This is a genomic window from Salinicola sp., assembly GCF_982684285.1.
Map to the genome: position 1 here is coordinate 1 of NZ_CEXLVS010000092.1, position 14741 is coordinate 14741.

Below are 14741 nucleotides of genomic sequence, written 5' to 3' on the forward strand. Positions count from 1 at the left end.
GCTCGAGTAGGTGGCGGTGAAAGCGGTGCCCGAGGTGAACAGGGTGCCCACCGCGATGATCGCGATCATCGCCAGCATGCCCTCACCCAGGGCGCCGCCATAGCCGATCATGCGGGCGTCGGTTTCCTTGTCGAGCTGCTTGGAGGTGGTGCCCGAGGCGACCAGGCCGTGAAAGCCGGAGATCGCCCCGCAGGCGATGGTGATGAACAGCAGCGGATACCAGCTGATTTCCGCCTCGCCGTTGATGCTGGGCGCGGTCATTTCCGGCGCGCCGAACAGCAGCCCCAGATACAGCAGCGCCAGGCCGACCACCAATTGATGCGAATTGATGTAATCGCGCGGTTGCAGCAGCTTCCAGACGGGCAGCGTCGAGGCGATGTAGACGTACACCATCAACACCACGATCCAGACCAGGAAGGCCATCGAGGTGCCGTTGAAGCCGCCGACGACCGGCGCGTCGGGACCGCCGAACCAGCTCACCAGGTCGAACTGCAGTAGAGGCACTTCGCTGGCCACCAGCACCGCGCCGTACATCACGGCCAGCGCGATCACCGACGGCAGCAGCATCGATCCCGAGTGGCGATAGACACGATAGCCGATCCACACGGCAAGCGGAATCTGGATGAAGACCGACAGCACGCTGGCCGGGAAGGTGATGAACAGCTTGGCGATGACCCAGGCGAAGACCGCGTTGACCATCAACACCAGGATCAAGATGATGAACAGGAACAGCAGTTTGGCGCGCTGCCCGATCAGCTGGTTGGCCAGCGTGCCGATCGAGTGGCCCTTGTGGCGGTTGGAGATTACCACCGCGCCGAAATCATGCACCCCGGCGGCGAACACGGTACCCAGCACGACCCACAGGATGGCCGGCAACCATCCCCAGTAGATCGCGATGGCCGGCCCCACGATGGGCGCTGCCCCCGCCACCGAGGTGAAGTGGTGGCCCCACAGAATCCACTTGTTGGTGGGAACGTAGTCGACGCCGTCGCGATAGGCATGCGCCGGCGTTTGAAAATCGGCTTCGAGTCGATAGATGCGTTCGGCGATGAACTTCGAGTAGAAGCGATAGCCCATCACGAAACACACGGCACCGAACAGGGCGATCCAGATAGCGTTCATGGGGGTTCCTTGACGGTTCTGGTGGGCGCGGTGGACCAGGCCCACTTGCGTTGTTGTGTTATGTCTACACTACCGAAGACGGATGGCGCGCTCCGTTAGACGAATGCATCAGGCGCGCGAGGGGCGTGGCGGAAGTCGAGACCTCCCGCCGATGGGGCAGGTGGGGATTCAGCGAGATTGCTGGCTATCGAAGCGCAGGGCGGTCCTCAACGCGAACTGGCCGATGACCGCAGCCCCGGCCAGTACCAAGGCCGCACCCAGGGCCGGATCGTCGCCCAGGCCGGCCAGCGCGGTGCAGAGCGCGCCGATGCCCATCTGGGCGAACCCGTAAAGGCCGGCGGCGGAACCGACGACCTTGGGGTTGATGCCCACCGCCAGCGTCAACGCGGTCGGCCCGGTCATGCCCACGCCGAAGGTGAACAGCAGCACCGAGGCTTCGAGAGTGACCGCCGACGCCCAGCCGGCCAGCACGATGACCAGCATCGAGAGTCCCCCGGTCAGGCTGAGCAGGCTCGCCGCCAGCATCAATCGAACCAGACCGATGCGGTGGATCGTGCGGTTGGTGATGAAGTTGCCCAGCGAGATGCTCAGGATCAAAAGCGACAGGTAGTACGCCACGTGGCTCGCCGGCTTGCCCAGTTGTTCGACGAAGATGAACGGGGCCGAGGCCACGAAAGCGAACATCGCCGTGGTGACGCAGCCGCCGCCGATCGCGTAGCCGATGAAGGCGGGAGAGCGGAGCAGGGTACGATATTCGTGGGCCAGGTTGGGCAGGTTGATGCGACCGGTGGCTCGTGCCGTTTCCGGCATCAGCCGCCACACGAACAGCAGGTTGCCGACACCCATCAGGCACAGTGCCAGCAGCACGGTTCGCCAGCCCAGCGTCGAGGTCAGCAGGCTGCCGATCAGTGGCGCCATGGCCGGGCCGATGGCCACCACCAGATTGAGCACCGCCAGCCGCTGCACGGCCCGGTCCGGGGCCGCGGTATCGCGAATCATGGCGCGTCCCAGCGCCAGCCCGGCGCAGCCGCCGAAGGCCTGGAAGAACCGGGCCGCGATCAGCATTTCGACGCTCTGCGCCCGCCAGGCGACGATCCCCGCGATGCTGTAGATGGCCATGCCGAGCATCAACGCCGGTCTTCTCCCCAGCGCGTCCGAGAGCGGGCCATAGAAGAGCTGGCCGAGCGCCAGACCCAGTATGTAGAGGCTGATGGTCAACTGCATCTGGGCGTTGTCGGCGTGCAACGCCTCTCCGGCAATCGGTAGTGCCGGCACGAAGATATGCATGGCCAGCGTGCCCGCCAGGGTGATCATGACCAGCATCCATAGCGCCGGCACTGCAGGTGCCGTGGTCATCTCGGTCGGGGATGCCGGTCGAGCGGTGGAGGAGGTGGGGTCGGTCACGAAGCGCCTCGTGAACAGAAAGGTGGAAGTCAGGCACGATCCAATAGCGAGATAGCCATTAGCCTGTATGTCATTTGAACCTTACGCGATCCGACTTTGTATGACCATTTGACCAAAGCCTTCCGCCGTGCGCCGCGATGCGAGGCGGTCTACGCCGTGATGGCACCTTGCCAGGCTGGCATATTGTCGCAGGCGGCCCCGGGGAGGGTTTCGTGGAATCCGCCAGCGAGGCCTGGCGAGTGGCCGGGAAGCCACGTGGTTGGCGACTTTCGGCAGGATTGCCTAGGTTGTCTAGAGCGTCGGATGGAAAAGTGCGACACGGGCCTGCGACAACCGGACACGGCGGCCCGGACGAAGGTCGTGCCTATGATATGAAGCGTCGAACGGCTGCAATGGTCGGGCGAAGTCAAAACAGCAGACAGTCAGATGAAACAGCTGCCGTCGGGGCATGAGGGAACCGCTGCCCTGGCGCTTGCGAGGAGTCAGCCATGGCGTTAGATCCTATCCTGCTATCACGATTGCAGTTCGCTTTCGTGGTCTCTTTTCATGCGATATTCCCCGTCTTCACGATCGGACTCGCCTCCTACGTGGCGGTGTTGCAGGGCCTCTACGTCGCGACCGGCAACTCGGTATGGGATCGTCTGGGCCTGTTCTGGACCAAGATCTTCGCCGTCGTCTTCGGCATGGGCGTGGTTTCCGGCATCGTCATGGCCTTCCAGTTCGGCACCAACTGGAGCAATTTTTCCCAGTTCGCCTCGAACTTCATCGGGCCGATGCTGAGTTACGAGGTGATCACCGCGTTCTTTCTCGAGGCGGGCTTCCTCGGCGTGCTGCTGTTCGGCCGCCACCGGGTCTCGCCGTCGGTGCACTTCTTCGCCGCACTGATGGTCGCCGTCGGCACCTTCATCTCGGCATTCTGGATCCTGGCCACCAACAGCTGGATGCAGACGCCTCAGGGCTACGAGATCCGCGAGGGCGTGCTGCACGTGACCTCCTGGATGGAGGCGATATTCACGCCATCCTTCCCGTACCGCTTCGCCCACATGGCGCTGGCGGCCTTCCTGACCGGCGGCTTCGTGGTGTGCGGGGTCAGCGCCTGGTTCCTGCTGAGACGGCGCGATGTGGAGGCGCACCGGCGTGCGCTCTCCATGACCATGTGGCTGCTGCTGATTCTGGCCCCGCTACAGGCCTTCGTGGGTGACGAGCATGGACTCAACACGCTCGAGCACCAGCCGATGAAGATCGCGGCCATGGAGGGGAACTGGGAGACCCAGTCCAACGTACCGCTGCTGCTGTTCGCGCTGCCGGACCGCGAGCTCCAGGCCAATCGCTTCGAGATCGGCATTCCCAACGGCGCCAGCCTGATCCTGCGTCACGATCCCGATGGGGTGGTTCCGGGGCTCAAGGAGATCCCCGTCGAGCAGCAGCAGCCGGTCTGGATCGTCTTCTACAGCTTCCGCGTCATGGTCGCTCTGGGGATCCTGATGATCGCCTTCGCCATTACCGGACTGGTGCTCCGTCGCGGCGGACGCCTCTACACCGCGCGCTGGTTCCTGCACGGCCTGCAGGGGATGAGCCTGGCGCCGTTCGTCGCGGTGCTGGCGGGATGGTTCGTGACCGAGATCGGGCGCTCGCCATGGCTGGTCTACGGCGTGCTCTCCTACGCCGACGCCGTGACGCCCTCGCTCTCCGGCGGGATGGTGTTGGCGACGCTGATCGGCTATGTCGCGGTCTACGCGGTGATCTTCTGGGCCGGCATCTACTACCTGTTCAAGGTCGTGCGCCAGGGGCTGGACGAGCTCGGTGCGGACGAGGAAGTCCACGACGCCGACCGCCCCATGCGTCCCTTGTCCGCCACCCATGTGCCGTTCGATGGCACCACCGCGTCATCCAGGAGCTAAGCCATGGAAATGTACGATCTGTCGCTGATCTGGGCCGTCATCATCGCTTTCGGCGTGATCATGTACGTGCTGATGGACGGGTTCGACCTGGGCCTGGGGATTCTGTTTCCGTTCGCCCCCGATGAGGACGCTCGCGACGTGATGATGAACTCCGTCGCGCCGGTGTGGGACGGCAACGAGACCTGGCTGGTGCTCGGCGGTGCCGGTCTCATCGCCGCCTTCCCGCTGGTCTACACCATCTTGCTGCCGGCCCTCTATCTGGGCGTGTTCCTGATGTTGGCAGGATTGATCTTCCGCGGCGTGGCGTTCGAATTCCGTTTCAAGTCCAAGCGCACGCGGGGCTGGTGGAACGCGGCCTTCGCCGGCGGCTCCTTTGTCGCGGCGTTCGCCCAGGGCTGCGTGGTGGGGGCCTATATCCAGGGCTTCGAAACCGCGGATCGCGTCTATACCGGCGGGGCGTTCGACTGGTTGACGCCGTTTTCCGTGCTTACCGGCATCGGGCTGGTGGTCGGCTACACCCTGCTGGGTGCGACCTGGTTGGTGCTCAAGTCCGAAGGACATGTCCGCGAGTGGGCGCGCGGCTTGATCCCCAAGCTGCTGATCGGCGTGCTGGCGGTATTCGTCATCGTCAGCCTGTGGACGCCCTGGATCGATCCGGGTGTGTTCGACCGCTGGTTCGATCATCTGCAGGTGATCTGGCTGCTGCCTTTCGCGGCCCTGCTCTGTGCGGCGGGAATCTACTTCGCCACGCGCCGTCGTCGTGAAGGGCTGGCGTTTCTGTTGACGCTGGGCCTGTTCATCTTCACCTACCTCGGACTGCTGGTCAGCCGCTGGCCCTATGTGATTCCGCCGGACTACACGCTCTGGGACGCGGCCTCGGCGCCGGAATCCCAGTTCTTCATTTTGATCGGCGTGCTGTTCGTGGTGCCGATCGTGCTGACCTACACCGCCTGGTCCTACTGGGTCTTCCGCGGCAAGGTTCGCGTCGGCGAGGGCTACCATTGAGCGCCGCCAGGCGATCCAAGAATCCGTCACGCGAGTGGTTGACGCAGCAGGCGGCCGAGGTCCGGCCCTGGTATCGAGGTGCCGTCTGCTGCGGCCTGCTGGTGGGGGGTGCCACGCTGATCCAGATGGGCGCGCTGGCTTGGGTCGTCGATGGGGTGGTCCCGGACGGCGCCTCGCTCGAGGCGGTGTTCGGCGGTGTCGCGGTGATCGTCGCCGCCATCGCCGCCCGGGCGCTGGCGCAGTGGGGTCAGGAAGTCTGCGGCCAGGCCTGCGGGCTGCGGGTGAAGCAGCAGGTGCGTGCCCGTCTGCTGGCGCGTCTGCAGCAGCTGGGGCCGGTGCGGCTGGCGTCGCGGCATAGCGCCGGTCTCGCCAGCCAGCTGGTGGATCAGGTCGAGTCGCTGGAGGGCTACTACGCCCGGTTTTTGCCCCAGGTGGTGCTGGCGGCGCTGATCCCCATGATCTATCTCGCTGTGGTGTTCTGGCTCAACTGGCTGGCGGCGATCTGGCTGTTGATCGCGGCACCGCTGATCCCGCTGTTCATGGCGCTGATCGGGATGGGCGCCCAGCGGCTCAACGAGGCGCAGTTCCAGGCGGTCACCCGACTCTCGGGTCATTTTCTCGACCGGGTGCGAGGCATCGCCACGCTGCAGCTGTTCGGCCTGGCCGAGCGCAGCGTCGAGGAGGTGAGCGAGGTCGCCCACGATTATCGCCGGCGCAGCCTCAAGACACTGAGGGTGGCGTTCCTGTCGTCGGCGGTGCTCGAATTCTTCGCGGCGGGCTCCGTCGCGGTGGTCGCGATCTACATCGGCTTCGGCCTGCTGGGCTACATCCAGTATGGGCCCGCCGATCGGCTCGACCTGTTCAGCGGGTTGTTCATCCTGCTGCTGGCACCGGAGTTCTTCCAGCCACTGCGCACCCTCTCCCAGCATTACCACGACCGGGCTTCCGCCCTGGGGGCCGCCGAGGGGCTGGTGGCGCTGCTGGAGCCGGAAGCCGATGAAGAAGGCGCGCCGGGGCGTGCGTACGCTGAAACCGGACCGGACGAGCCCCGACGGCAGCGTCCCGGCGCGGTCGCCCTCGATGACGTCGAGCTGCGTCATCGCGGGCGTGAGCGAATCCTCGGGCCGCTGTCGCTGAAGGTCGACCCCGGCGAGGTCGTGGCGTTGATCGGCCCCTCCGGCAGTGGCAAGTCGAGCCTGCTGCAACTGATCGCGGGCTTCATCGCGCCCAGTGCGGGAAGGGTTCGGGTCACGCCAACGCCGGCGATTGCCTGGCTGGACCAGCGACCGCTGATCATTCAGGGGACGCTGGCCGAGAACCTGCGGCTGGTGGCGCCTGGCGCCAGCGACGAGGCGTTGCGCGACGCCCTGAAGCAGGCGGGGCTGCAGGCGTGGCTCGCCTCGACCCCGGCAGGGCTCGATACGCCACTGGGCGAGCGCGGCGTCGGGCTCTCCGGCGGTGAGGGGCAGCGGCTGGCGCTGGCGAGAGTTTTCCTTTCCCCCGCGAAGCTTGTACTGCTGGATGAACCGACGGCCGCCCTCGATCCCGAGACCGAACGCGAGGTCATCGCCGGCCTGACCCGGCTGGCTGCCAGCGGTCGTACCCTGATCGTCGCCACCCACCACCCCGCGATCATGGCCATGGCCGGTCGCGTCCTCGCCATCGAGGGGGGCCGGCTGTCGACGGTCGAGCGCCCGGATGCCTCACGGGAGGCGTACTCATGAAGGCACTGTTGTCACTGCGGCCATGGCTTGGCGTGCTGAGCGAGCGTCGTGGCCGGCTCCTGATCGGCGCGCTGCTGATGCTCGCCACGCTGCTCAGCGCGCTCGGGCTGCTGTCGCTGTCCGGCTGGTTCATCACCGCCACGGCGATCGCGGCGATCAGCGCAAGCGGTTATCTGGACGTCTTCACCCCGGGCAGCGGTATCCGGTTCTTCGCCGTCTCGCGCACCGCCAGTCGCTATCTGGAACGGCTCTACAATCACGACACGATATTGAGGCTGCTGGCGGATCTTCGCGGGCGTGTGTTCGCCGGCCTGGTCACGCTGGATGCGCGTACGCTGGCACGGGCCCGCGCTTCCCAGTGGCTCAATCGACTGACGGCGGATATCGACACCCTCGACAATCTCTATCTGCGCCTGCTGGCGCCGCCGCTGGTGGCACTGGTCAGCGTTCTCGCCTTCGCCGCCTTCGCCGGCGCCTTCCTGCCCGTGGCCGGGCTCGCGTTGCTGGCCATTCTGCTGCCGCTGGGCCTGATCGCCACCGCCGGCTGTGGCTGGTGGGGTTGGCGTGCCAGCCACCGCCGGGTCGATCGGCAGGAACGGCTGCGAACCCGGGCCATCGAGCAGGTCGAGGGACTGGCCGAATTGACCAGTTATCGGGCGCTGGAGACGCATCGCGCGCTCTGGCGCCGCGAGGAGCAGGCGCTGCTTGACGACCAGCGTCGGCTCGGCCGGCGTACGGCGACCGGCAATCTCGTCGTCACCGTCGGCGTCCAACTGGCGACGCTGGTGGTTCTGCTGCTGGGGCTAGAGGCCTTTCGCGATGGCCAGGTCAGCGGGCCGGTGATGGTGATGCTGGCGCTGGGCACGCTGGCGGTCAGCGAGGGGCTCGGGAACCTGCCGATGGCATTCACCCAGCTGGGCGCCACGGTGCGGGCCGCCGAGCGGCTCAATGCCCAGGCCGAGCTGAAGACGCCGCTGACCGGGGACCGGCTCATGGCCGGAGGTGCGGCGCCGTCACTGGTCTACCGGGATGTCGAGGTCACGCTCGGGGCGAGAACCGTCTTCAGCGGCCTGAACCTGGTCATCGAGCCCGGTCGGCGAGTCGGCATCGTCGGCCCCTCGGGGATCGGCAAGTCGACATTGGCGCAGTTGGCGGTACGGGCGTTCGATCCCCAGGCGGGGCGGGTCGAATTCGCGCAGCAAGATGTCTCCCGGGTTGCGCCCGACTCGTTGAGGGCGCGAATCGGTTATCTCACCCAGCGCAGCGAGCTGTTCCACGACACCCTGGCCGCCAACCTGCGCATGGGGGACCCGGACGCCAGCGACGCCGAACTGTGGGCCGTGCTGGCAAGCGTCGAACTCGAGCCCTGGGCGCGGTCGCTGCCGGACGGCCTGGAAACCTGGGTCGGCGAGCAGGGACGGCAGCTCTCCGGCGGGCAGGCGCGCCGGGTGGCATTGGCGCGGGTGATGCTGCGCAACTCGCCGCTGGTGATCCTGGATGAACCCCTGAGCGGACTGGATGCCGAGACGGCGGCCTCGATCAAGTCGGCACTGGATGCGTGGCTGGCGGGACGCTCTGCGCTGCTGCTGGGCCACGATCCCCAGGCGTTGCCAACCTGCGACGACTGCTGGCGGTTGACGGTTGGTACCACGGGTAGCGCTCTGGTTCAGCGCTAGCGCCTCGCCTGCAAGCGACTAAAGCCGAAACTCGGGGGCCGGGCCATTCTGGCCTCCCATGGCATTGATCACCTCGGTAAAGGTGATACCGATTTCTCGCGCGAGATAATCGGCGAACCGAGAGTCATGGAGCGTCCTCTCGAGCGTGTCGGCGGGGAGGAATCGCTCCATTTCCTGCTGGAATTCAGCGCCGTGAACGAGACCGGGAAGTCTTTCGACCAGCGTACGGGCTCTGTCGATATAGGCTTCGACTCGATAATCCGACAGCTTTCGCTGTACCAGCCCGATGTCCAGGCGTGCGCCCTGCTGTTTTAACCACTGGATATCCCAGATGTCCCTATTGCGGACGTAGCGTTGTGTATTGACGAGAGAAATGAGCTTGTCGGCCATGATTTCGTCGAGGCTCTCGGCAAGAATCAGAAGGTCGTTGTAACCGTCCGGCAAAAACGGGTAATGAAGCTGCAATCCTTGCGCCTGGCACGTGTAAGCGGGAACGCTGGCAATCTCCAGTTTGATCTTCTGGGTGGCGATATCCGGGCGGGCAGGGGCGGTGGTAACGGACACCTGCCACTTGTCGACTCTCACTTCCGCGTATCTCGGATCGTCGCGAAGCGCCTTGGGTGGTTTGACCGAGACCGCCAGTTGGTAACGCCTGCCGATATAATCTTCCAAGCAGGTTTTTATCTCGCTGGCCTCCTTGCCGCTGAAATCCGGACCGCCAGCGAAATCGAGATCCTCGCTGAACCGTGGCGCCCCGTAGCAGAGTCGCAACGAGGTGCCGCCTTGGAACGTCAGCCCATCGAGGAGTCGCTCCCGGTCGAGCGCGAAGAGGATGTCGAAGTGCAGCAACTCTTTCTCGATCACCGGCCTCATGGCTCGACGGTTGGTGTCCTCCATCGCGAGGTCGACGAGGGCGGCGAAGTCCGCCGGTTCAATTCGCTTCATGAAGGGCCTCGATATCTACCAGATGAGTATTGCGGCCCACGCGCTTGAGATCGGCCCAGGCAGCTTCGGGGGTGGCGATCTTCAAAGGGCGACCGATATCGCGCATCCTGAGTAGCAGTTCGTGCACGGCGCGTTTGGTGTGGGTGAATTCGATCGTCCCATACGGTGTCCGGTAGGTGCCTTTACGGCCCGTCGTCATGATCGTGAGACGCTCGACCGGGATCTGGGAAATCACCCCATAAGCGGACAGCGCCGACTCCAGGCTGATATAGCTATATTCGCCACGTCGCATCGCCTTGGCAATCTCTTCGAGCCGATCAGCTTTCGTCCGTCGTGAAGACGCGTAAATGTAGATCCCTTTCTGAACGCCCTCGAGCACGTTGAGTCGACGCAGCCGCCGGATGCCTTCCTGAAATGTCTTGGGGCTGTCTTCGGGAAAGATTTTTGCCAGATCGGTCAGGGTATAGACGCTCCTGCCTTTCCTGTCCCACTGATCCAATCGATCGCGTGCGGTGCCTGATTTCATAAGTGTACACATAAGTGTGTTTTATATAGTCTATGCGTCTACTTGCTGGGCTTCAAGCTTGCCGAATCTTATAAAATGTAGACATTTTTCCAATAGTGTCGACATTGGTGATGGCGTTACTCTCACTATCTGATCGTCCGCGCCGTCGAAGCCGGGCGATTCCATCGATATCAGGAGCGCCAGCCATGTCCGGTTTCCAGTGGGACGACCCTTTTCTGTTCGACCAGCAGCTCGGCGACGAGGAGCGCCAGATTCAGCAACTGGCACGCGATTACTGCCAGGAGCGCCTGCAGTCGCGCGTGCTGGAGGCCTTCGAACGCGACCATTTCGACCGCGAGATCCTGCGCGAGATGGGCGGGCTCGGACTGCTGGGAGCCACGGTGGCCGAAGCCTATGGCGGGGCGGGCGCCAACCACGTGGCCTACGGTCTGATCGCGCGGGAGGTCGAGCGGGTCGACTCCGGCTACCGCTCCGCCATGAGCGTGCAGTCGTCGCTGGTGATGCACCCGATCGAGGCCTATGGCACCGAGGCGCAGAAGCAGCGCTACCTGCCCGAACTGGCGAGCGGCGAGATGGTGGGCTGTTTCGGGCTGACCGAGCCCAACGCGGGTTCCGACCCCGGCGGCATGCAGACGCGGGCCAGGAAGGTCGATGGCGGTTATCGTCTCAGCGGCCAGAAGATGTGGATCACCAACAGTCCCATCGCCGATGTCGCCGTGGTGTGGGCGAAATCCGATGCCCATGAAGGCAAGATCAAGGGGTTTCTGGTCGACCGCGGCGCCGAGGGCTTCTCCACGCCCACCATCCAGGCCAAGGCCTCGCTGCGCGCCTCGGTCACCGGCGAGATCGTGCTGGACGACGTGTTCGTGTCGGAGGAGGCGCTGCTGCCCGGCGCCTCCGGCCTGGGCGGGCCGTTCGGATGTCTCAACAAGGCCCGCTACGGGATCGGCTGGGGCACCATGGGTGCAGCGGAGTTCTGCTGGCACGCCGCGCGCCAGTACACCCTGGATCGGGAGCAGTTCGGCCGGCCGCTCGCCGCCACCCAACTGGTTCAGGTCAAGCTGGCCGACATGCAGACGGAGATCGCGCTGGGCCTCCAGGCGTGTCTGCGCGTCGGGCGCCTGCTGGACGCGGGCCAGGCGACCCCGGAAATGATCTCGCTGATCAAGCGCAATCATTGCGGCAAGGCGCTCGATATTGCCCGTATGTCGCGAGACATGCACGGCGGCAACGGCATCTCATTGGAGTTCGGCGTGATCCGCCACATGATCAATCTGGAGACGGTCAACACCTACGAGGGGACCCACGACGTCCATGCCCTGATCCTGGGGCGTGCCCAGACCGGTATCCAGGCGTTCGGGTGACGGCGATGAGTGAGATCTCCCGGCCGCTGGCCGGCCTCAAGGTGCTGGACCTCTCGAGGGTGCTTGCCGGCCCCTGGTGTACCCAGCAACTGGCGGATCTCGGCGCCGAGGTGATCAAGGTCGAGAGGCCGGGGCGGGGCGACGATACCCGGGCCTGGGGCCCGCCTTGGCTCGACGGTGTCGGCACGGGGTCGGAAACACGAGACTCGACGGAGTCGGGTACCGGCACGGGTCCGGGTGCCGAGACAGGAAACTCGACGGAGTCGGGTACCGGCACGGGTTCGGGTGCCGGGATGAAACAGTCCGCCTACTTCCTGAGCGCCAACCGCGGCAAGCGCTCGGTCGCCATCGACCTGTCCACCGCGAAGGGGCAGGAGCTGGTTCGGCGCCTGGCAATGAAGGCCGATGTCGTGATCGAGAACTTCAAGGTCGGCGGGCTGGCTGCCTACGGGCTCGACTACGCCAGCCTTCAGCCACTCAAGCCGGACCTGATCTACTGTTCGATCACCGGGTTCGGCCAGGACGGGCCCTATGCCGGCCGCGCCGGCTACGACTTCCTGATCCAGGGCATGGGCGGGCTGATGAGCCTGACCGGAGCGCCCGACGCGCAAGGCGGCGAGCCGACGAAGGTAGGCGTCGCGATCACCGATATCTTCACCGGGCTCTACGCCGCCAACGCGATCCTGGCGGCGCTGCGTCGCCGGGATGCGACCGGCGAGGGCGGCTACATCGACATGGCGCTGCTGGATGTCCAGGTCGGCGTACTCGCCAATCAGGCACTCAACTACCTCACCAGCGGCCAGACGCCGCAGCGCATGGGCAATGCCCATCCCAACATCGTGCCGTATCAGGCGTTCGCCGCCGCCGATGGTCATCTCATCGTGACCGTGGGCAACGACAGCCAATTTCGCCATCTGTGCGAGGCGCTGGGCGAACCGGCGTGGGTGGGGGACCCGCGTTTCGCCACCAATGCCCAGCGGGTCGCCCATCGCGAGGCGTTGGTCGCGCTGTTGGAGAAGCGGTTGATCGCCCGGCCCCGCGACGAGTGGCTGGCGCTGCTGGAGGCCCACGGCGTGCCCTGCGGGCCCATCAATACGCTCGATCAGGTCTTCGACGACCCCCAGGTGCGGCATCGCGGCATGTGCCAGGAGAGCGTCATGGGGGATGGGCGCAGCGCCAGGCTGGTGGGCAACCCGATCACGCTGGATGGCTGTCGGATGACATCGTCGCAGTCGCCGCCGCGGCTGGGCGAGCATACGGCATGCGTCCTGAGCGAGTGGTTGGCGCTGGATGCCGAGGCGCTGGCGGATCTGCGTCGCGCTGGGACGATTGTCTGATCGATGCCCCGGTTGCCGCTCTCTAGGGCCTGTTCACACCATACGCCTCGAGCCGCTCGCGGATGATCGGCACCGGCGTCATCAGGTGTTCGCGCATCATGCGGCTGGCGGCCATGGCATCGCGTGACAGGATCGTGTCCACCAGGGCCTGATGCTCGCAATGCTTGTCGGCCAGAGCCTGCGTCGAGAAGACGGTCCGACGCAGCCATAGATGGCGGTAGCGCTGCGCCTGATCGAACAGGGCCGCCCGCGACTGCAGCAGCGGCAGGCAGTCGCAGCCGGCGACCATGGCGTCGTGGAGGGCCTGGTGTCGCTTGTCCCAGCGTTCGAGCATCTCCTCGCCGTCGTTGACCCGGTCGACCTTGGCCAGGGTATGCGCCCGGGCCAGGATCGAGGCCTCCCAGTCATCGTCGCCGCGCTCGATGGCCTGGCGTATCAGCAGGCCCTCGAGCTCGGCGCGAGCGTCGTAGATCGCGGCCAGTTCGGCCATCGACATTGGCGCCACGCGATAGCCACGCTGGCTGATCCCGGTGACCAGGCGTTCGCCGATCAGCCGGGTCAAGGCCTCCCGCAAGGGGCCGACGCCAGTGGCGTAGCTCGCCTTCAGCCGGCTCATCAGCAGCTTTTCCTGTGGTGCATAGACGCCGCGGATGATATCCGCCTTCAGGCGTCGGTAGACGTCGAGCGCGGTGGGGGATCGTTCGGAAGTTGCGGTCATCGCCCGGCCCTGTCGGCGTCGATACATGTCGGTTTCCCAATTCTGTCGATGTCGAAGGAAAATATCGACACCTATCCCGAGCCGATCGACATCCGACGAGAGGCGCATTGTGACCGTTGGCCATGCCGACCAGAATGAGCGTGTAACCTTCGACGCTGCCGTGCGTTCTTCCGGTGTCGTCATGCACCGGGTCCTTCGTGCATCGGCATCCGTCATGAAGCGAGGTTCGCCATGCCGTTTACCACGCCGCACCAGATCGAGCAGCACATCGCCAGAACCATGGCGTTCTACCACCCGCGCTGCATCGATCCCCAGGCGGGTTTCTACCACTATCTCACCGACGACGGACATCTCTACAACCGCCACCACCGACATCTCGTCTCCAGCGCCGGCTACGTGATCATCTATGCCCGCTCCGCGATGCACACCGGCGCGCCCGAGGCCCTCAAGTGGGCGCGCCACGGGCTGAAGTTCATCGAGGAGAGGCACTACCAGACCCGTACCCAGGGTTTCGCCTGGACGCTGGACCACGGTAAGGCGGAAGACACCAACCATCACTGCTACGGGCTGGCCTGGGTCATGCAGGCCTACGCGACGGCGCTGAAGGCCGGGGCTGCCGAGGCGCGAGCCGGACTCGACCGGGTGCGTGCCTTGATGGACCGACGGTTCCTCGAATCCCATTCGCAGCTCTACGCCGCCGAAGCGGACGCGAACTGGCACCTGACCGGCTATCGTGGCCAGAGCGTCAATCAGCGGAGCTGCGAAGCGCTGATCGCGGCGTTCGACGCCACTGGCGAGGTCGCCTTTCTCGACCGTGCGCTGGGTATCGCCCGGACGCTATGGCACCGGCTCGCCCCCATGGGCGATGGCTGGCTATGGGAGAACTACGATCGCGACTGGCATGTCGATTTCGACTATCGCCGCGACCGCCCCGACGATCTCTTCCGGCCCTGGGGTTTCCAGATCGGTCATCAGACCGGGTGGGTCAGGCTGCTGCTGCGACTCCATCACCATCGTCC

General features: G+C 65.3%; 12 protein-coding genes. 7 read left to right on the forward strand and 5 right to left on the reverse strand.

The features are described 5' to 3' along the window. Positions 1 to 1122: carbon starvation CstA family protein (locus AC3AYF_RS09845; protein ID WP_487779685.1), on the reverse strand; the 1122-nt coding region annotated here is incomplete at its 3' end. Positions 1123 to 1290: 168 nt separating this feature from the next. Next, positions 1291 to 2526, reverse strand: a complete 1236-nt coding sequence (locus tag AC3AYF_RS09850) for a multidrug effflux MFS transporter (RefSeq protein ID WP_295038944.1) — start codon at positions 2524 to 2526, stop codon at positions 1291 to 1293. A gap of 488 nt (positions 2527 to 3014) precedes the next feature. Here AC3AYF_RS09850 and AC3AYF_RS09855 point away from each other — a divergent pair, with 488 nt between their 5' ends. The 4 genes from AC3AYF_RS09855 to cydC are packed head-to-tail and all read left to right on the forward strand — an operon-like array spanning position 3015 to position 8832. Then, positions 3015 to 4427: a cytochrome ubiquinol oxidase subunit I gene (locus AC3AYF_RS09855; RefSeq protein WP_295038943.1), complete on the forward strand. Its 1413-nt coding sequence runs from the start codon at positions 3015 to 3017 to the stop codon at positions 4425 to 4427. Positions 4428 to 4430: 3 nt separating this feature from the next. After that, a complete protein-coding gene (gene cydB / locus AC3AYF_RS09860) occupies positions 4431 to 5432 on the forward strand; it encodes a cytochrome d ubiquinol oxidase subunit II (protein WP_149435736.1) in 1002 nt (333 codons plus the stop codon). Beyond that, entirely contained in the window at positions 5429 to 7156 is a 1728-nt protein-coding gene (gene cydD / locus AC3AYF_RS09865) for a thiol reductant ABC exporter subunit CydD (RefSeq protein WP_487779686.1), read from the forward strand. Before cydB ends, cydD begins: the two co-directional genes overlap by 4 nt. Continuing rightward, positions 7153 to 8832, forward strand: a complete 1680-nt coding sequence (cydC, locus tag AC3AYF_RS09870) for a thiol reductant ABC exporter subunit CydC (RefSeq protein ID WP_295038938.1) — start codon at positions 7153 to 7155, stop codon at positions 8830 to 8832. The genes cydD and cydC overlap by 4 nt, the downstream gene beginning before the upstream one ends. 18 nt (positions 8833 to 8850) lie before the next feature. Here the strand turns inward: cydC and AC3AYF_RS09875 are convergent, their stop codons facing one another. Both AC3AYF_RS09875 and abiEi read right to left on the reverse strand, forming a co-directional pair. Further along, entirely contained in the window at positions 8851 to 9777 is a 927-nt protein-coding gene (locus tag AC3AYF_RS09875) for a nucleotidyl transferase AbiEii/AbiGii toxin family protein (RefSeq protein ID WP_295038936.1), read from the reverse strand. Then, entirely contained in the window at positions 9764 to 10303 is a 540-nt protein-coding gene (gene abiEi / locus AC3AYF_RS09880; protein WP_295038934.1) for a type IV toxin-antitoxin system AbiEi family antitoxin, read from the reverse strand. Before abiEi ends, AC3AYF_RS09875 begins: the two co-directional genes overlap by 14 nt. Before the next feature lie 185 nt (positions 10304 to 10488). Between abiEi and AC3AYF_RS09885 the strand changes: the two genes are divergently transcribed. Together AC3AYF_RS09885 and AC3AYF_RS09890 are read left to right on the forward strand one after the other, a co-directional pair. Continuing rightward, a complete protein-coding gene (locus AC3AYF_RS09885) occupies positions 10489 to 11667 on the forward strand; it encodes an acyl-CoA dehydrogenase (protein WP_295038932.1) in 1179 nt (392 codons plus the stop codon). A gap of 5 nt (positions 11668 to 11672) precedes the next feature. Continuing rightward, the gene (locus AC3AYF_RS09890; protein ID WP_487779687.1) at positions 11673 to 13004 is read left to right on the forward strand and encodes a CaiB/BaiF CoA transferase family protein; all 1332 of its coding nucleotides are present in this window, start codon (positions 11673 to 11675) and stop codon (positions 13002 to 13004) included. A gap of 22 nt (positions 13005 to 13026) precedes the next feature. Here AC3AYF_RS09890 and csiR read toward each other — a convergent pair whose 3' ends face one another. Beyond that, the gene (gene csiR, locus AC3AYF_RS09895) at positions 13027 to 13749 is read right to left on the reverse strand and encodes a DNA-binding transcriptional regulator CsiR (protein ID WP_487779688.1); all 723 of its coding nucleotides are present in this window, start codon (positions 13747 to 13749) and stop codon (positions 13027 to 13029) included. A gap of 204 nt (positions 13750 to 13953) precedes the next feature. On the opposite strand from csiR, the gene AC3AYF_RS09900 reads away from it, so the two are divergent. Continuing rightward, the coding region (locus tag AC3AYF_RS09900; protein ID WP_295038928.1) for an AGE family epimerase/isomerase at positions 13954 to 14741 on the forward strand (788 nt) is incomplete at its 3' end.